Origin of the sequence: Chitinilyticum piscinae, from assembly GCF_015223195.1 — a bacterium.
GTDB classification, from domain to species: Bacteria; Pseudomonadota; Gammaproteobacteria; order Burkholderiales; family Chitinibacteraceae; genus Chitinilyticum; species Chitinilyticum piscinae.
This window is the reverse complement of sequence record NZ_JADFUA010000003.1, coordinates 103,972-120,985: the sequence shown is the minus strand read 5'-3', so window position 1 is coordinate 120,985 and position 17,014 is coordinate 103,972. Positions and strand designations below refer to the sequence as shown.

15 protein-coding genes are annotated in these 17,014 nt (G+C 61.2%); 7 read left to right on the top strand and 8 right to left on the bottom strand.

Going from position 1 to position 17,014, the window contains the following annotated elements; translation table 11 throughout:
* The first annotated feature begins 92 nt into the window (after positions 1 to 92).
* The 3 genes from INR99_RS06545 to INR99_RS06535 all read left to right on the top strand — a co-directional run bounded on the left by INR99_RS06545 (position 93) and on the right by INR99_RS06535 (position 3,961).
* The gene (locus INR99_RS06545) at positions 93 to 2,159 is read left to right on the top strand and encodes a carbon starvation CstA family protein (RefSeq protein WP_194115520.1); all 2,067 of its coding nucleotides are present in this window, start codon (positions 93 to 95) and stop codon (positions 2,157 to 2,159) included.
* Entirely contained in the window at positions 2,152 to 2,532 is a 381-nt protein-coding gene (locus INR99_RS17780; protein ID WP_373308277.1) for a YbdD/YjiX family protein, read from the top strand. Before INR99_RS06545 ends, INR99_RS17780 begins: the two co-directional genes overlap by 8 nt.
* A gap of 577 nt (positions 2,533 to 3,109) precedes the next feature.
* Positions 3,110 to 3,961, top strand: a complete 852-nt coding sequence (locus INR99_RS06535) for an AraC family transcriptional regulator (RefSeq protein ID WP_194115517.1) — start codon at positions 3,110 to 3,112, stop codon at positions 3,959 to 3,961.
* Positions 3,962 to 4,120: 159 nt separating this feature from the next.
* Here the strand turns inward: INR99_RS06535 and ahpF are convergent, their stop codons facing one another.
* Positions 4,121 to 5,677 carry an alkyl hydroperoxide reductase subunit F gene (ahpF, locus tag INR99_RS06530; RefSeq protein WP_194115516.1) on the bottom strand — a complete coding sequence of 519 codons (1,557 nt, stop codon included), beginning with the start codon at positions 5,675 to 5,677 and terminating at the stop codon, positions 4,121 to 4,123.
* 84 nt (positions 5,678 to 5,761) lie between these two features.
* Positions 5,762 to 6,325: an alkyl hydroperoxide reductase subunit C gene (ahpC, locus tag INR99_RS06525; RefSeq protein ID WP_194115515.1), complete on the bottom strand. Its 564-nt coding sequence runs from the start codon at positions 6,323 to 6,325 to the stop codon at positions 5,762 to 5,764.
* 215 nt (positions 6,326 to 6,540) lie between these two features.
* On the opposite strand from ahpC, the gene INR99_RS06520 reads away from it, so the two are divergent.
* Both INR99_RS06520 and INR99_RS06515 read left to right on the top strand, forming a co-directional pair.
* On the top strand, positions 6,541 to 8,013 hold the full coding sequence (locus INR99_RS06520; RefSeq protein WP_194115514.1) for a hypothetical protein: 1,473 nt from the start codon (positions 6,541 to 6,543) through the stop codon (positions 8,011 to 8,013).
* Positions 8,006 to 9,592, top strand: a complete 1,587-nt coding sequence (locus tag INR99_RS06515; protein ID WP_194115513.1) for a GGDEF domain-containing protein — start codon at positions 8,006 to 8,008, stop codon at positions 9,590 to 9,592. The genes INR99_RS06520 and INR99_RS06515 overlap by 8 nt, the downstream gene beginning before the upstream one ends.
* 60 nt (positions 9,593 to 9,652) lie before the next feature.
* Here the strand turns inward: INR99_RS06515 and mpl are convergent, their stop codons facing one another.
* Complete coding sequence (gene mpl, locus INR99_RS06510) at positions 9,653 to 11,023, bottom strand: UDP-N-acetylmuramate:L-alanyl-gamma-D-glutamyl-meso-diaminopimelate ligase (protein ID WP_194115512.1); 1,371 nt, start codon at positions 11,021 to 11,023, stop codon at positions 9,653 to 9,655.
* 156 nt (positions 11,024 to 11,179) lie between these two features.
* On the opposite strand from mpl, the gene INR99_RS06505 reads away from it, so the two are divergent.
* On the top strand, positions 11,180 to 12,151 hold the full coding sequence (locus tag INR99_RS06505; protein ID WP_194115511.1) for a GGDEF domain-containing protein: 972 nt from the start codon (positions 11,180 to 11,182) through the stop codon (positions 12,149 to 12,151).
* A gap of 78 nt (positions 12,152 to 12,229) precedes the next feature.
* Positions 12,230 to 12,529, top strand: coding sequence for an STAS domain-containing protein (locus tag INR99_RS06500; RefSeq protein WP_194115510.1), 300 nt, complete (start codon positions 12,230 to 12,232; stop codon positions 12,527 to 12,529).
* A 48-nt stretch (positions 12,530 to 12,577) separates the two neighbouring features.
* On the opposite strand, the gene ntrC is transcribed toward INR99_RS06500, so the two are convergent.
* The 5 genes from ntrC to INR99_RS06475 all read right to left on the bottom strand — a co-directional run bounded on the left by ntrC (position 12,578) and on the right by INR99_RS06475 (position 16,816).
* Complete coding sequence (gene ntrC, locus INR99_RS06495) at positions 12,578 to 13,987, bottom strand: nitrogen regulation protein NR(I) (protein WP_194115509.1); 1,410 nt, start codon at positions 13,985 to 13,987, stop codon at positions 12,578 to 12,580.
* Positions 13,988 to 14,073: 86 nt separating this feature from the next.
* Positions 14,074 to 15,129 carry a nitrogen regulation protein NR(II) gene (gene glnL / locus INR99_RS06490; RefSeq protein ID WP_194115508.1) on the bottom strand — a complete coding sequence of 352 codons (1,056 nt, stop codon included), beginning with the start codon at positions 15,127 to 15,129 and terminating at the stop codon, positions 14,074 to 14,076.
* 188 nt (positions 15,130 to 15,317) lie between these two features.
* Positions 15,318 to 15,851 carry a hypothetical protein gene (locus INR99_RS06485; RefSeq protein WP_194115507.1) on the bottom strand — a complete coding sequence of 178 codons (534 nt, stop codon included), beginning with the start codon at positions 15,849 to 15,851 and terminating at the stop codon, positions 15,318 to 15,320.
* Positions 15,852 to 15,885: 34 nt separating this feature from the next.
* Positions 15,886 to 16,179 (bottom strand): Rdx family protein, encoded by a 294-nt coding sequence (locus INR99_RS06480; RefSeq protein WP_194115506.1) that lies wholly within the window; start codon positions 16,177 to 16,179, stop codon positions 15,886 to 15,888.
* Positions 16,172 to 16,816: an HAD family hydrolase gene (locus tag INR99_RS06475; RefSeq protein WP_194115505.1), complete on the bottom strand. Its 645-nt coding sequence runs from the start codon at positions 16,814 to 16,816 to the stop codon at positions 16,172 to 16,174. The genes INR99_RS06480 and INR99_RS06475 overlap by 8 nt, the downstream gene beginning before the upstream one ends.
* Positions 16,817 to 17,014: the final 198 nt, after the last annotated feature.

The following is a 17,014-nucleotide window of genomic DNA, read 5'->3' as shown; positions in this document are numbered from 1 at the left end:
CACGCCCCGTGACCGCTCACTGTGGCTGTCAGCCACTTGCCAGTCCCTGCTCTCTAGTATCAGCCCGTCATTAATCCCTAACGAGGTTTGCCATGAACCCGGTAAAACAATGGGGCGTGTGGCTGGCGGTAGCGCTGGTCGGTGCGTTCTCCTTTGCGATGCTGGCGCTGTCGCGCGGCGAGCATGTCAATGCGGTGTGGCTGGTGCTGGCGGCGGTGAGCTGCTATTCGATTGCCTACCGCTTCTATTCCAAGTTCATCGCCGAAAAGGTGTTCGAGCTCGACGATACCCGCGCCACGCCGGCCGTGCGCCGCAATGATGGTCTGGACTATGTGCCGACCAACAAGTGGGTGCTGTTCGGTCACCACTTTGCCGCGATTGCCGGTGCCGGCCCCTTGGTCGGCCCGATTCTGGCCGCGCAGATGGGCTTCCTGCCGGGAACGATCTGGATTCTGATCGGTGTGATGCTCGCCGGCGCCGTGCAGGATTTCCTGATCCTGTTCATCTCCAGTCGCCGCGATGGCCGCTCGCTCGGGGAAATGGCCAAGCAGGAACTCGGGCCGGTTGCCGGCGTGATCGTGATGGTGGGCGCACTGGGCGTGATGGTGATCATCCTGTCCGCACTGGCACTGGTGGTGGTGAAGGCGCTGGCCGAAAGCCCGTGGGGCGTATTCTCGATTGCCGCGACGATTCCGATCGCGCTGTTCATGGGCATCTACATGCGCTATATCCGCCCGGGCCGCATCGGTGAAATTTCGATTATCGGTTTCGTGCTGATGATGCTCGCCATCGTCTACGGCGAAGACATCGCCGCCAGCCCGACCTGGGGGCCGTTCTTCACCATGACCGGCCCGCAGCTGACCATTGCGCTGGTGATCTACGGTTTCATCGCGTCCGTGCTGCCGGTGTGGCTGCTGCTGGCGCCGCGTGACTATCTGTCGACCTTCCTGAAGATCGGCGTGATTGCCGGCCTGGCCGTCGGTATCGTGTTTGCCGCGCCGGAAATGAAGATGCCGGCCATCACCAAGTTTATCGATGGCACAGGCCCGGTGTTCTCGGGCTCGCTGTTCCCCTTCCTGTTCATCACCATTGCCTGCGGTGCGATTTCGGGCTTCCACGCGCTGGTGTCGTCCGGTACCACGCCGAAGCTGGTCGAGAAGGAAAGCCACATGCGCGCGATCGGCTACGGCTCGATGCTGTGCGAATCCTTCGTCGCCATCATGGCGCTGATCTGCGCATCGGTGCTTGATCCGGGTGTGTACTTCGCGATGAACTCGCCGGCCGCCGTCATCGGCAAGACCGTCGAGAGCGCCTCGCAGGTGATCAACGGCTGGGGCTTTGTGGTGACGCCGGACATGCTCGCGCAGATGGCCAAGGACGTCGGCGAGCATTCCATCCTGTCGCGTGCCGGTGGCGCACCGACCTTTGCGGTGGGTATGTCGCACATCATCAGCGACATCTTCAACAGCAAGGCCATGATGGGCTTCTGGTATCACTTCGCCATCCTGTTCGAAGCACTGTTCATCCTCACCGCGGTCGATGCCGGCACGCGTGCCTGCCGCTTCATGGTGCAGGACACCGTTGGCGTGGTGATCCCGGGCGTGGCCAAGAGCCACTCCTGGACCGGCAACCTGATCGGCACCGCTGTGGCGGTCTCCGGCTGGGGCTTCTTTGTGTACCAGGGCGTCACGGATCCGCTGGGCGGCATCAACACACTGTGGCCGCTGTTCGGCATTGGCAACCAGATGCTCGCCGCGATGGCGCTGCTTTTGGGCACCGTGGTGCTGTTCAAGATGAAGAAAGAGCGCTACGCCTGGGTGACGCTGCTGCCGACCGCGTGGCTGTTCATCACGTCGATGACGGCCGGCTGGCAGAAGATCTTCCACGACAATCCGAAGATCGGCTTTCTGGCACAGGCCAAACGTTTCAGCAACGCCATCACTGACGGCACGCTGCTGGCGCCGGCCAAGAGCATCGCCGACATGGAGCGCATCGTGTTCAACAACCAGATCAACGCGGTGCTGTGCGGCTTCTTCATGCTGGTGGCCGTCACCATGCTGATCGCCACCATCGTGCACATCCGGAAGGCGCTGGCCCACGCTCATCCGACCGTGAACGAAATCGGTGCCGATGTGGCCATCGAGGCTGGCCGTGCTTGACCTGAGCTTTTTGCTCCCGGAGTCCGTCCGCAGCACGCGGGTGGCTCCGGCCAGCGACGAGGCACTGCAGGATGCGTATGACCGCTACGTGGCCGAACAGCGGTCTAGCAACCCCTACGGTGTACTGATGTCGCCAGACGACTTCCGGCGCTACAGTCTGGGCTCGGACTGGTTCAGCGATCTGAAGGACACGGCAAAAAAGGTCGTACAGACCTGCCGGCTGATGGTGGGCATCCACGACTACGAGTATTACGTTGATCACATGCGCAGCCAGCATCCCGGCGCCACGCCGTTCACGCGCGAGGAGTTTTACCGCTACTGTCTGGACGCGCGTTTCCCCGGCGCGGGTAACGTGAACAAGTGTCCGTGCTGAATGGGTGAGGCAGAACAAACGGCCAGATGCTTCTGGCCGTTTGTCGTTTCAGGCGGGTGCTTAGCGAGCAGGGCTGGCCTGGCTCGCTGCACGCTGCGCTTTGAGGTGCTTCCTGAGCCATAGCTGCTTGCACGGTTCGCAGTTTTCAATTTCCCTCGGATACACAATTACCCCGGCAGATTTCCGGTCTGCCGCAGTGGGTGGCTCGGCATGATCAGCTTGGTTCTGTGCAGGTGTGCTGGCTCGTGCTTGCTGTTTGCTGTGCCACAGTCGTTTGCATGGCTCGCAGTCCCGGATTTCATCGGGATATACAATGTCTGTATCCTCATCCTGAGTGTTACCCATTGCAGGCCAGACAAGCAGAATGTTTAAGGACAGGGCTGATAGCCAGATACCTGGTTTCATTTGATTATTCGTCATTCAGTAGCTTGTGCATCTATTGTGCCTGCCTCGGCGGCTGCGAACCGATTCGCAGGTAATGACCGGTTTTCTGCGTTCCGATTCCATATCTTTACTCCTGTCTGCTGCGTATTCAGCAGACAGGAAGTGAACCAACTGTTACTGGAAGCGAGCTGCCATGCAACACCTGAGCCGAATTGAACGGGCCACCCGCGCCATGGAGGAGAATCTTACCGCACCGTTTACCGCTGTTGATGCGGCACGAGCGGCCTGCTACTCCTACTATCATTTTCATCGCCTCTTTGCCGCCCGCACAGGGGTTTCGCCGGGGGAATATCTGCGCCGGCGTCGCCTGACCGAGGCCGCGCGTCTTCTATGTCGCAGTCGCTTGAGTATTACTAGGATAGCCTTCGACTTTCAGTATGAGAGTGTCGAATCCTTCTCCAAAGCATTCCGCAGCGAGTTTGGTCTTTCTCCCAGACAAGCACGGCGTACGCTTACTCCGCTTCCGTGTTTTCTTCCCTATCGACAACCTGTTGCAGAGGAACACTTTATGACGCCGAAGCTTGTAGAACTCCCCGCATTTTCAATTCTTGGTTACCAAATCGAGACAACGCACGAAGAAGGGGCAAACTTTATCGAAATCCCTCAGCTCTGGGAGCGAGTTATGGCCAACGACAGTCAGCTGATGCAGGCAATTCCCGGCGTAGCTGATCGGATGGTCTCCTTTGGTGTCTGCACGGCCACGAAAAATGGGCCGCAGTTTTTGTATACCATCGGATTTCAGGTTGCAGCCGATACGCCGATTCCTCGTTCCATGGCGAAGGTCGATATTCAGGCTTCCCGCTATGCAGTTTTTGACGTGCCCGAAGGTGTAATGCCCCAGACAATTCATGACACCTGGAAGGAGCTCTGGCAGTTTTTTGACCATTCGGAGCTGGAGGTAAGCGGTTCCGGTGATTTCGAGCGCTATGAAGAGGATGGGGATGGTCGGTGCTGCTGCAGCATCTGGATGCCGATCAGGGGCTGAAAGGCACGGCGAGGCGTGCGGGCGCTTTGCACCCGCACACCAGCGTGTCTATTTACCGCATGCTCGCGGCTTGAGGTAATCAATGCTGGCAGGGGTTGTGTATACTGTTTGTAGTATATGGCTGCATGCATTTTATTTAATTGCTTCTGGTTATATACCCTAATTGCGAATCAGGCGATCGAAAGCTGACAGTGCTGCTGTGGCGCCGGCGCCCATCGCGATGATGATCTGCTTGTAGGGCACTGTCGTGGCATCACCGGCGGCGAACACGCCGGGCAGCGAGGTTTCGCCGCGTGCGTTGATTTCAATCTCGCCGAAGCGGCTCAAATTCACGCCGCTGTCTTTCAGCCAGTCAGTATTCGGCACCAGTCCGATCTGCACGAAAATGCCGTCCAGTTGCAGCTCGTGCGACTGGCCGCTGGCGCGGTCGGTGTACACCAGGCCAGTGACTTTTTCGCCGTTGCCAAGCACTTCGGTGGTCTGCGCCTGCATAATGATGGTGACGTTGGGCAGGCTGCGCAGTTTGTTCTGCAGCACCGCATCGGCGCGCATGCTCTCACCAAACTCCAGCAGGGTGACATGCGCGACGATGCCGGCCAGATCGATTGCGGCTTCGACGCCGGAGTTGCCGCCGCCGATCACCGCCACTTTCTTGCCCTTGAACAGCGGACCGTCGCAGTGCGGGCAGTAGGCGACGCCACGACCGCGGTATTCGGTTTCGCCCGGTACATTCATTTCGCGCCAGCGCGCGCCGGTGGCGATGATGACGCTTTTCGCTTTCAGTTGCCCGCCGTTGGCAAATTGGACCGTCGTCAGGCCATCGGCGCCCGCCGGAACCAGCTTGCTGGCGCGCTGCAGGTTCAGGATGTCGACGTCGTAGCTTTTGACGTGTTCTTCCAGCGCCATCGCCATTTTCGGGCCTTCGGTTTCCTTCACCGAAATGAAGTTCTCAATGGCCATGGTGTCGAGCACCTGGCCGCCGAAGCGCTCGGATGCGACGCCGGTGCGGATGCCCTTGCGCGCGGCATAGACGGCCGCCGCCGCACCCGCCGGACCGCCACCAACCACCAGCACGTCAAACGGTGCGGCGGCGTTCATTTTTTCAGCAGCGCGGTCAGCCGCGCCGCTGTCGAGTTTGGCGACGATTTCCTCGACGCCCATGCGGCCCTGGCCAAACACTGCGCCATTCAAGAGCACCGTCGGCACGGCCATGATCTTGCGTTCGTTCACTTCATCCTGGAACAGCGCACCGTCGACCATGGTGTGGCGGATAGTGGGGTTGAGCACGGCCATGGCGTTCAGCGCCTGCACCACGTCCGGGCAGTTCTGACACGACAGCGAAATGTAGGTGACGAAATCGAAGTTGCCCTGCAGTGCGCGGATTTGTGCGGCGGTTTCCTCGCTGATCTTGGGGGCTACGCCGCCGACCTGCAGCAGGGCCAGCACCAGCGAAGTGAATTCATGTCCCATCGGCAGGCCGGCAAAACGCACGCCGATCTGCTCGCCCGGCGAGTTCAGCGCGAACGAAGGCGTACGTTCACCCGCATCGCGGCGTACCTCGACGCTGACGAGACCGGACACGCTGGCAATATCGGCCAAGAGCGCCTGCAGCTCGCGCGATTGCTCACTGTCGTCGACGAACGCGGTAATTGCGATCGGGCGGGTGGCGCGGGTCAGATAGGTCTGCAACTGGGTTTTGATAGTGGTGTCCAGCATGGTGGGGCTCCTCGGTGGGGTAGAGAGGTCAAAACAAACCCGGGCCGGGTAGGCCCGGGTTGTGGTGCGGCGGAGTGTTGCCGCTTAGATCTTGCCGATCAGGTCGAGCGATGGAGCGAGGGTGGCTTCGCCCGGAGTCCACTTGGCCGGGCAGACTTCACCCGGGTGGCTGGCGACGTATTGTGCAGCCTGTACCTTGCGCAGCAGCTCTTTGGCGTCACGGCCGATGCCGTTGTCGTGTACTTCGATGATCTTGATTTGCCCTTCCGGGTTGATCACGAAGGTGCCGCGCAGCGCCAGACCTTCTTCCTCGATCATCACTTCGAAATTGCGGGCCAGCGTGCCGGTCGGGTCGCCCACCAGCGGGTATTGCACCTTGCGGATCGTGTCGGATGTGTCATGCCAGGCCTTGTGGGTGAAATGGGTGTCGGTCGACACGCCGTAAATCTGCACGCCCAGCTTTTCGAATTCGGCGTAGTGATCAGCCAGGTCGCCCAGCTCGGTCGGGCAGACGAAAGTGAAGTCGGCCGGGTAGAAGAACACGATCGACCACTTGCCGTGGAAGTCGGCGTCGGACACCGGAATGAAGTTGCCATTGTGGTAGGCGGTGGCTTTGAACGGCTTGATGGTGGTGTTGATCAGGGACATGGTGTGCTCCTTGTTGCGGGTCATCGATTGGGTGAAGCCATCTTAGCCCCGGCGTTGCAATAGCAAAAGTTTATAATTTCTATTTTTATGGTTAAAAATTACTATTGATTTGACCTGCCGAGCCCGTGGCAATCTTTGCCTTGCATCAGTTGTCAGCACTGGGCAGTGGCGAGATGCACTGCTAGACTGCTGTGTACCCATCGCCAGACATCCCGATGACTCCCGTCGAAATCGACCTCTGCCTGCAGGAAGTCCGTGAATCCATCCCCCAGGGGCTGGAGCGGGGCTGCTTGCGAGTTCAGGAAGCCCTGCAGGCTGCCCGTTCGGCGGCCTATGTGGCCGGGCAGGTGCATGCCCATCTGACTTTGGCGCTGTTGCGCTGGGAGCTGATGCAGTACCGCGATGGGCTGCGTGAGGCGCAAACGGCACTGCATCTGGCCCGTGACGAAGAGGTGGCAGACCATCTGGCCGAGGCCTGGCATGCGCATGCGCTCAATTGCTGGGGGCTGGCACGTTATACATCAGCCTTGCAAAGCTGGCTCAATGCACTCGAAATTGCGGAGCTGGAGCGCAATCACGAAATTGCGGTCGAGGCACTGGTCGGTATCGGCAATATCTGGCGCACCAGTCAGGAGCTCGGGCAGGCCGCACGGGTTCACCGGCTGGCCTGCAGGCTGGCGCGCGAGCAGGGGCTGCAATGGCTGGCCGGCAAGGCGGCAATTCTGCAGGGCTGGGATGCCTATCTGCTCAGGCGGCACGACGAGGCGCTCGATGCGCTGGATCTGGCTGCCGGCTTGCTGGCTGACTGCCCCAACTATACCTGGCAGGCTGAAATCCATGATTTCCGCGGGCTGGTCTATCTGGATCGCGGCGAGTTGCTGCTGGCCCGCGAGGAGGTAGCGGCAGCCCATGCATTGGCCGTGCAGCACGGGCTGACCTGGATGCTGGCGCACTCGGCCATTTCACTGGCCAGTATCGCGCTGCAGACCGGTGAAATGGCCACCGCCCGCACGCTACTGACCCGGGCCGAAGCGGAAGCCGCGCATTTCGATCAGGGCGAATTGCTGGCACGGATTGCGCTGGTGCGCAGCGAGCTGGAGCAGCAAGCCGGCGACGGGCAGGCGGCCTTGCGCTTTTACCGCCAGCATCGCCGGCATGATCTGCACCAGCTGCGGCAAAGCTATGCCGAGAAACGCCCGCTGAATGGCGCCCAGCAGCATGACCAGTTGCGCCGCCGGGCTTCCCGGGTGATTGACAGACTTGAGGAAACGGCGACTCCGGTTCTCTCCGCTCAGCAAGGTGGGCAGTGCCAGCCCGGGCACTGGCTGCGCGCGCTGCAGCGGGCCGCCCGACTGGCCAGTCCGCAGGCTGCGGTCGTGCTGGTGTCCGGCAGCCCGGAGTGCCTGCCCGGAGTCAACCGGGTGCTGGCTGCCTGTGCCGGCGCCCAGGATATCCAGAGCGAGCTTGCCAGTGGCGAGGCCGTACTGCTGCTGCGCGATGTATGTCCGGTTGATGCCGCGCGCATGCAGCAGTCGGTGCAGGTCCAGCTGCGAGCCTATCCCTGGTGGCGCAGTGGCATCGCTTTATCGCCCCTGCGCTGCGGTGTGACCGCGATCGAGCCAGGCATGAGTGCCAGTGACATTCTGGCGGCCTGCCGGCGCAATGCAGTGGAGGTCGCGGATGAGTGAGAGCAAGGACAAGCTGCTGTCGGCAACCCGGGCATTGCAGGATAACCGGCTGGCCGACGCCGAGGCGGTGCTTGCCGAGTATCTGGCTGAATGCGGCCCGGCACCCAAAGCGCGCATTGCCGGCTTGCTGGTGCTCTCCGAAGTGCTCGCAGTCAGTGGCCGTGGCTTGCAGAGCATCCAGTTGCTGGAAGAAGCGCAGGCGCTGCTGGCGCTGCCCGAGGATTATTCCCAGTACACCAGTCTGATGCTGGCCTTGAGTCATCGGCAGTTCGATCAGGGCTTGTACCGTCAGGCGCTGGCGACCTTGCTGCGCCTGTGCAGCTGTGCGGCCGATGCCGGTGATGTTCATGCCTTCCTGCTGGGGCAGACCGGTATCGGTAATCTGTACGCGGCTTATTCCGACTGGCGCCGCGCCTTGCGCTACCACGAGCGTTCGCTGGAGTGGGATGGCGAGCTGGATGATGTGAAACTGCGCATCAATATCCGCCTGCACATGATTGGAGGCCTGCTGGTACTGGGCAAGGCCAGGCGGGTGCTGCTGCTGCTGGATGAGTGTTTCGAACTGGTGGCCGCCCTGCCGGATCAGGCGCTGCGAGCGGAGCTGGAAATGTATCGCGGGATTGCCCTGCAGATGCAGAAGGAACACCCTGCCGCGCTGCATGCCTTTGCCGAGGCCCACAGCCTGCTGGATATCGCGCCGCAGCACTGGGTGCGGGTGAAGACGCTGCTGCATGAAGGGCAGAGCCGGCTGGCGCTGGGCGAGGTACTTGCCGCGCGGGACATTCTGAGGGATGGCATCGCGCTGAGCCAGTTGCATGGGATGGTTCTGCTGGAACAGCACTACGAGGAAGCGCTGAGCCTTGCCTGCGAACAACTGGGCGATTACGCCGCTGCGCTGGCCAGCGAACAGCGGGCGCACCGCATCGCGCAGCAGCTGGTACGGCAGGCACCGATGAGCGAATTGCGCAGCCAGAGCCTGCGGCAGCTCAAGCGGCTGGAGCAGCTGATGCGCTTCAACCGCTCGCGGCAGGAAAACCAGGCACTGCGCCAGGCTCAAGCGGCCCAGCACGACACGCTGGCTCGCCTGCAGTACGAGATTCACACTGACGCACTCACCGGCACCTTCAATCGCCGCTGGCTGGATGCCGAGCTGGAGCGGCGTACGGCGCTGCGCAACACCCAGCCCTTTGCGCTGCTGCTGATCGATATCGATCATTTCAAGGATATCAACGACCGCTATTCGCACCTCTGCGGTGATCAGGTGCTGCGGGCCATGGGCGAGCTGCTGCGCCGTTTTTCGCGCAACGACGATCAGGCGGCCCGCTATGGCGGTGAGGAATTTGTCCTGCTGCTGCGCCAGAGCAATGCGCAGCTGGTGCTCGCCATCGCCGAGCGCTTGCGCCGGCTGGTCGAGCAGCATCCCTGGCAGACACTGCTTGCCGATCGCGGCGTGACCATCAGTGTCGGCGTGGCGCTGTGGCGGTCAGGCGAGCGCGCGGCCGAGCTGCTGGCAAGGGCGGATCAGGCGTTGTATCGCGCCAAAAATGCCGGGCGCAATCAGGTGCAGCAAGCTGATTGATTAAGGGTATTGCGCTGAAGTCCTGTTATTTGTTTGATCGTGTGGCAATACCCTTTGTTTTTATGGTTCGAGCGCAGCCAACAGTTTCTGGTGTACGCCGCCGAAACCGCCATTGCTCATCACCAGCACCTGATCGCCGGGGCGGGCCGCCGCACTCACGGCGGTGACCAGTTGCTCCAGATCATCAAAGCTCTGCGCGGTCTCACCCAGTGGCAACAGGGCGTCCGCCGGCGACCAGCCCAGATTCTTGCCGTAGCAGAACACCAGATCGGCGTCCTGCAGGCTGCCCGGCAGCGCGTCCTTCATTGTGCCCAGCTTCATGGTGTTTGAGCGCGGCTCCAGCACGGCCAGAATGCGTGCCGAGCCGACCTTGGCGCGCAAGCCGGCCACGGTGGTGGCGATCGCGGTCGGGTGATGCGCGAAATCATCATAAACCGTCACGCCATTGACCGTGCCCTTGATTTCCATGCGGCGCTTCACGTTGCGGAATTCCGCAAGCGCACTGATCGCAACCTCCGGCGTCACGCCGATGTGGCGTGCGGCGGCGATGGCCGCCAGGGCATTCAGTGCATTGTGTTCGCCCAGGAGCGGCCAGACGAGGCGCCCTTGCAGCTGGCCGGCGAGCAATACCTCGAAGCCGTCGTCGAAGCGCTCGCCGATGCTCCAGCCATCTGGCACGCCAAAGTGCTCGACCTCGCTCCAGCAGCCGCGTGCCAGGACGCGCTTGAGGCTCTCCTCGCGACCGTTGACGATCACACGGCCGGATGCGGGAATGGTGCGTACCAGATGGTGGAACTGCGTTTCGATCGCCGGCAGGTCGGCAAAGATGTCGGCGTGATCGAATTCGAGGTTGTTCAGAATGGCGGTACGCGGCCGGTAGTGGACGAACTTGCTGCGCTTGTCGAAAAACGCCGTGTCGTATTCGTCGGCTTCAATCACGAAGAACGGCGAGGTGCTCGCCGCATCCTGCGCAGGCGAGCCGGGCAGTCGCGCGGAAATGCCGAAGTTCTCGGGAATCCCGCCGACCAGAAAACCGGGAGCGAGCCCGGCGTAGTCCAGTATCCACGCCAGCATCGACGAGGTAGTGGTCTTGCCATGCGTACCGGCCACGGCCAGCACCCATTTGTCGCGCAGCAGATTTTCGCCCAGCCATTGCGGGCCGGAAATATAAGGCAGGCCGCGCTCGAGAATGGCCTCCATCAGCGGGTTGCCGCGGGTGATGACGTTGCCGATCACATAGAGATCGGCGCCGAGCTCCAGCTGGCTGGCATCCCAGCCTTCGATCAGTTCGATGCCCAGCGCTTCCAGCTGGGTGGACATTGGCGGGTAGACGCCGGCATCGCAGCCGGTAACAGAATGGCCGGCGGCGCGCGCCAGCGCGGCAATGCCGCCCATGAAGGTGCCGCAGATGCCGAGAATGTGAATGTGCATTGCCTTGTTGTTCCGCAAAGTCCTGAAAATTCAGCGGCGTATGCTGCTCGCATGCGGCGATGTGCCGTGCGGTCGCCAATCCTTACGCCGTATGCGTTATATTACCGGCTTCCGTGTGAAACGACGATTCCTTCCCTTCGCAGGCCAGCCTTAGTCATGAGTAGTACCGCACCGGTCAATCCGGTTGAAATTGCCCGAATTGCGCTGAAGCGTTTGACCGAGCGCGGCCTGCCGCCGACGCCGGAAAACTACGCGCAGTTCTATAACGCCGTGCTGACAATCAAGGCGCCGCAGGACAAGAGCAACGATGAGTTGCAGCTGGCCTGGCAGGTGATCTACCAGCTCGATGAAGTGCTGGAAGGGGCGGGCAACAGTACCGGTGGCTTGCTCAACGCGCTGCATCAGGGCAGTGACAGCATGCTCCTGAGCCTTGGCTCGCTGCAGAACGCGAAGCGCGCCCATGCCGAGCAGCGTGCCACCATCGAGGAAAGTCATACGACGCTGGAAGGCCTGCTCGATGAAGTGATCGCGACCACCCGCAGCATGCACGGCACGGTGAAAAGCTCGCATTCCGACCTGCAAACCATCCGTGACAGTTTGCGCCATATCGAGGAAGACCTTGCCTTTAACCGCAAGGCCCTGGAGCAGGATGCGCTGACCGGCGCATTGAATCGTCAGGGCATGGATCACCTGCTGTCACGCGAAGTGAAGCGTGCACAGCGGCTGGGTGGCCGGCTGGCCGTGGCGATGTTCGATCTCGACGAATTCAAGCAGATCAATGATCGCTTCGGTCATGCGGTGGGCGATCAGGTTTTGGTGCATGTCACCAGCCTCGCCAAGGCCGTGCTGCGCGAGACCGATTCGCTGATCCGCTACGGTGGCGAGGAATTCCTCATCGTACTGGTCGATACGGACGTGAAGGGAGCCCAGTATGTGATCGACCGCCTGCGTATCGTTGCGGCACGAACGCCCTACCATCATGGTTCGCAGCGTATCGAGATCCATTTTTCAGCCGGCATTGCCAGTCTGCGCGGGGATGAGAACGGCCGTGCTCTGGTGCTGCGCGCCGATGAGGCACTGTATCGCGCCAAGCACAGTGGCCGAGGTCGGGTCGAGGTTGCCGACTAGCAATCGGGGTCTTTGCTGCTATGCTTGAAACCGGTTCGAGCCGTCACCACGGCACCATTGAAGCAGGGAGGAAAGCGCATGCAGGCAACAATGCAGCAAGATGGCAGCAAGGCCATCATCAAGCTCAGCGGCAGTTTTACGTTCGAGGTTCACCGCGAATTCAAGCAGGTCACCAATAGTGCACTGGAGCGCAATGACATCACTGCGCTGGAGATCGATCTGGGCGACGTGGATTACATGGATTCCGCAGCGCTGGGGATGCTGTTACTGCTTAACGAGCGCAGCGCCGGGCGCAAGATTTCGCTGGTGAACTGCAAGGGCACTGTGCGCTCCGTGCTCGATATCGCAAACTTCAGCAAGATTTTCGAAATCCACTGAGCTGCGGTCCGGGCAGTAATTAAAAAAGGAGGGGACGCCCCTCCTTTTTTATTCTGCGTGCTCCATGCCCAGCTCCTGGATCTTGCGGGTCAGCGTGTTGCGCCCCCAGCCCAGCAATTCGGCCGCTTCGATCCGCTTGCCCCCCGTGTGCGCCAGTGCCACTTCGATGGCGACACGCTCGAAATCCGGCGTAAGCACGTCCAGCACGCGCTGTTCACCCTTTTGTAGCCGGCTTTGCAGCTCATTGGCCAGATTCTGCCGCCAGTTGCCGCTCGCACCACCCTGAACGCTACCGTGGTCGCCATGGCTGTCGAGCAGTTCCGGAGGGAGATCGGGACTGTCGACGATCTGACCCGGCGCCATAACCGAAATCCAGTGGCAGATGTTTTCCAGTTGCCGCACATTGCCGGGAAAGCCGAACTCGCTCAAGCGGCTCATCGCCGCTTCGGTGAGGCGTTTCGCTTCGACGCCCAGTTCCGTGGCGGACTTGGCCAGAAAATGTCGAGCCAGCAGCGGGATATCCTCGCGCCGCTCGCGCAGGCTGGGCAGGCGCAGGCGGATCACATTCAGGCGGTGAAACAGATCCTCGCGAAACTGGCCATCTTTCACCCGGCCTTCCAGATTCTGGTGCGTGGCGGCGATGACGCGTACATTGGCCTTGATCGGCTGGTGTCCGCCCACCCGGTAAAAATAGCCATCCGACAGCACGCGCAGCAGGCGTGTCTGCAGATCGAAGGGCATGTCACCGATTTCATCGAGAAACAGCGTGCCGCCCTCGGCCTGTTCGAAGCGACCGGTGCGGCGCGCATCGGCGCCGGTAAAAGCACCGCGTTCATGCCCGAACAGTTCGGACTCGAGCAGATCCTTTGGAATGGCTGCGGTGTTCAGCGCGATAAAGGGTTTGCCCGAGCGCGGGCTGTGGCGGTGGAGCGCGCGGGCCACCAGCTCCTTGCCTGCGCCGGATTCGCCGGTGATCAGTACGGTGGCAGCCGACTGGGACAGCCGGCCGATGGCGCGGAATACGTCCTGCATTGCTGGTGCCTGGCCAAGCATTTCAGGGGTCTGCAGCGGCGCTTCCTCAACGCTTTCCTGACGCTCTCCCTCCGCCAGCGCGCGACGAATCAATGCGATCGCCGCATCGACGTCAAAAGGTTTGGGCAGGTACTCGAAGGCGCCCCCCTGAAATGCGGCCACCGCGCTGTCGAGATCCGAATGCGCGGTCATGATGATGACCGGAATCTGCGGCCAGTCACGCTTGAGCTTTTCCAGGACGCTCAGTCCTGATTCGCCCGGCATGCGGATGTCGCACACCACGGCCTGCGGGTGATCGTGCTCCAGCCTGGCCAGTGCCTCAGTGGCCGAGGGAAAGGTGGCGTGGGCGATGTGTTCGCGTGCCAAGGCTTTTTCGAACACCCAGCGGATGGAGCGATCGTCGTCAATGATCCAGACTGTTGCCATGGTATGAGATCTTCTTGGTGTAGCGTAGTTATCGGGGGTATATAGCTAGCTGCTTTTATTTATAAGGTTTGCTGAGCTATACCTTCTTAGTTGTTTGCCTCGTTGCGCCAGGCGTTCAGCGGCAGCAGGATGGTGAAGCAGGTGTAACCCGGCCGGCTGTCGAATTCGATGGTGCCGTGGTGTTGCACGACAAAGGTGTGTGCCAGGTGTAGGCCGATGCCAGTGCCGCCGGGGCGGCCGGACACCAGCGGGTAGAACAGCGTGTCCCGCAGCGCTTCCGGAATGCCGGGGCCGTTGTCGATGATTTCCACCTTGAGCGCCAGCGGAAAACGCTGGCGATTCAGCGTGACCTGGCGGGCGATGCGGGTGCGCAGCACGACTTCGCCGATGCCGCTCATGGCCTGGATGGCATTGCGCACAATATTGAGCACCGACTGGATCAGTTGCTCGCGGTCGGCGATCAGGGTTGGCAGGCTGGTGTCGTAATCGCGGCGAACCGCCAGACCGTTCGGGGTCTCCGCCAGCACCAGGCTGCGCACGCGCTCGAGCACCTCGTGGATGTTCAGCTCCTTGAGCTGCGGTAGACGGTGCGGGGTGAGCAGCCGGTCCAGCAGGCCCTGCAGGCGCTGCACTTCCTCGACGATTACTTGCGTGTATTCCTTGAGCTGCGGGTCGGGCAATTCGTGCGCCAGCAGTTGTGCCGCACCGCGGATGCCGCCGAGCGGGTTCTTGATTTCGTGTGCCAGATTGCGGATCAGTTCGCGGTTGGCCTGTTGCTGGGCCTGCACGCGCTCTTCATTGACGATGCGGCGTTGCTGGTCGATGCGCCGGATTTCCAGCAGCCAGCCGGCTGCCGGCGATTCGATGGGCAGCACATCCAGCGAGATGTACATATCACCATGGGCACTGGGTACCAGCAGCTCGTGCTCGGTGATCGACATGTGTCCTGCCTGCGCAGCGCGTACGGCCTGCACGATGGCGCTGGCCGGTCCAAAGCAAGCCTCGACGGGAAGTTCTAGCGGCTCCCGCAGGGCGAACAGGCTTTCGGCTGACGGATTGTGATACACAATGCGTGCATGCGGATCAAGCGCGAGGATGGCGGTATCGAGAAACTCCAGTCCGGCGAAGGCTGGGTGATGCATGGCAGGACTCCTGATGCTTGTCGTAACAACGACAAGGCTGAACTGACTCCGGCTAGTGCAGGAGCTTAGTCAGGTAGGCAAAAGGCGTGCCAGTGCCAGCAGGCTGATTTGATGGTGTTGCGGCGCGATACTGGTGCCTGGGGCTGGCACAGGAACAGCTCGTGCACCATTGTAGTGCAATTGGGCGATCAAGGAACGCGAGCCAGCTCTTTCTGCAGCGCGGCGATGTTTTTTTCGTGCATCACGATGTTTTCGCGCAGGCGGCCGATCCGTTCGAGGTATTTGCTCGGGTTGGCTTTCTCTTCTGCGCTCTTGGTTGTCTCGGCTTCGCTGAGCGCTTTTTTACTGTTGTTGAGCAGATTCTGCTCGTTCGCCAGCTCGTCCTGCAGAATGCGTTTGCGATTGGAGTCGCGGCTGCGCTGGGTTTCCGAATCTACCTTGGGGAAATTGGCCGGGCTCGGTGGCGAGACCTTGGTGCCACTGCTCCCGCTGCTCTCACTGCGTGGTGAAGGGCTGCTGCGTTTGCTGCTGCCCCCGCCTGTGCCGATCACATTGGGCTCCTGAATCCGGTAAACCTGCGCGGTTTTCGGGTTGGGGCAGTCGCTGCGGCTGCTGGTAATCAGTGTTTCACCATTGGCGCCTTCGCACTTGTACAGGTCGGCCAGTGCAGGTGTGCAGAGCATAAAGGTGGCTGCGGGCAGTAAGAGGCGATAGTTCGGCATGGTGGCGTTAACTTAACACAAGGCGGGCATACGTTCAGCTACTTGCGCGATCACTGTGGCCGAGTGTGCGCTCCGGAGCAATCAGATCGCGGATGCGCTGCTTGAGTTCCTTGGCCTCGGGAAAGCCTGCTTCGATTTTCCGGTCCCAGATCAGGGTGCCGTCGCAATGGATCTGGAAAATGCCACCGGTTCCCGGTTGCAGTGCCACTTCGCCCACGTCGTCGGCAAAGGTGGTGAGCACTTCCTGCGCCAGCCAGGCGGCGCGCAGCAGCCAGTTGCAGCGGGTGCAGTAGTGGATGGTGATGCGGGGCTGGCGGGTGTCACTCATGCTGCGGCTCCTGCTGCAAGGCAATCCCGCCGGCCAGCAGGTCGCGGCGGGTGTGGTGGATGCTGTGATGGTGGATGCCAACCCAGCCCAGTTTGCTGGCAGCATGCGCGTTGATCGCTGAATCATCGATGAACGCGATCTCGCCGGGGTGGATATCCGGCAGGTCGCTGGAAATATGCTGATACATGAGCTGGTATATCGCTGGGTCCGGTTTGATGATTCCTTCCCGGCCGGATACCACGATGTGCCGGAAGCGCTGTAGCAGGGGGTAATGTGCTTCGGCGTAGGGGTAGGTTTCGGCTGACCAGTTGGTCAGGCCATAAAGTGGCGTACCCAGTGCCCCCAGTTCGTCCAGTAGCGCCATCCCTTCGGGGAGCGTGCCGCGCAGGGTTTTCGGCCATTGGCCGTAGAAGGCCTCAATCAGCCTGGTGTACTCGGGAAATTCGGCGATCTTGCTGGCGGTGGCTGCGGCGAGTGAACGTCCTGCATCCTGCTGGATATTCCATGCTGGATTGCATACCTCGCGCAAAAACCATGCGCGTTCCTCGGCGTCGGGAATGAGGTCGCGGTACAGGTAGTCCGGATTCCAGTCGAACAGGACTCCACCGAAGTCGAACACCACGGCACGGATGGGCATGACAGGGGCTCCAGGTTGCAAGAGCGGCAATTCTACCTAAGCGGGGCTTGAAACAGTCAGGCATCCCCAGTGTTTTCGAGCGGCAGGTGCAGCGTGGCGCAAACCGGCCTCTTCAGAATTGGGTCGCAGGCTGTTTCAACGGCCCGTTGAGCAGAGTGAAAAAAACCCCGCCGGAGCGGGGTTTTCCATTCGCATGCT

Bases quoted from the DNA above. Each gene is read 5' to 3' on its own strand.
- INR99_RS06545 (WP_194115520.1), top strand. From the start codon at position 93: ATGAACCCGGTAAAACAATGGGGCGTGTGGCTGGCGGTAGCGCTGGTC.
- INR99_RS06535 (WP_194115517.1), top strand. From the start codon at position 3,110: ATGCAACACCTGAGCCGAATTGAACGGGCCACCCGCGCCATGGAGGAG.
- ahpF (WP_194115516.1), bottom strand. From the start codon at position 5,677: ATGCTGGACACCACTATCAAAACCCAGTTGCAGACCTATCTGACCCGC.
- ahpC (WP_194115515.1), bottom strand. From the start codon at position 6,325: ATGTCCCTGATCAACACCACCATCAAGCCGTTCAAAGCCACCGCCTAC.
- INR99_RS06520 (WP_194115514.1), top strand. From the start codon at position 6,541: ATGACTCCCGTCGAAATCGACCTCTGCCTGCAGGAAGTCCGTGAATCC.
- INR99_RS06515 (WP_194115513.1), top strand. From the start codon at position 8,006: ATGAGTGAGAGCAAGGACAAGCTGCTGTCGGCAACCCGGGCATTGCAG.
- mpl (WP_194115512.1), bottom strand. From the start codon at position 11,023: ATGCACATTCACATTCTCGGCATCTGCGGCACCTTCATGGGCGGCATT.
- INR99_RS06505 (WP_194115511.1), top strand. From the start codon at position 11,180: ATGAGTAGTACCGCACCGGTCAATCCGGTTGAAATTGCCCGAATTGCG.
- INR99_RS06500 (WP_194115510.1), top strand. From the start codon at position 12,230: ATGCAGGCAACAATGCAGCAAGATGGCAGCAAGGCCATCATCAAGCTC.
- ntrC (WP_194115509.1), bottom strand. From the start codon at position 13,987: ATGGCAACAGTCTGGATCATTGACGACGATCGCTCCATCCGCTGGGTG.
- glnL (WP_194115508.1), bottom strand. From the start codon at position 15,129: ATGCATCACCCAGCCTTCGCCGGACTGGAGTTTCTCGATACCGCCATC.
- INR99_RS06485 (WP_194115507.1), bottom strand. From the start codon at position 15,851: ATGCCGAACTATCGCCTCTTACTGCCCGCAGCCACCTTTATGCTCTGC.
- INR99_RS06480 (WP_194115506.1), bottom strand. From the start codon at position 16,179: ATGAGTGACACCCGCCAGCCCCGCATCACCATCCACTACTGCACCCGC.
- INR99_RS06475 (WP_194115505.1), bottom strand. From the start codon at position 16,816: ATGCCCATCCGTGCCGTGGTGTTCGACTTCGGTGGAGTCCTGTTCGAC.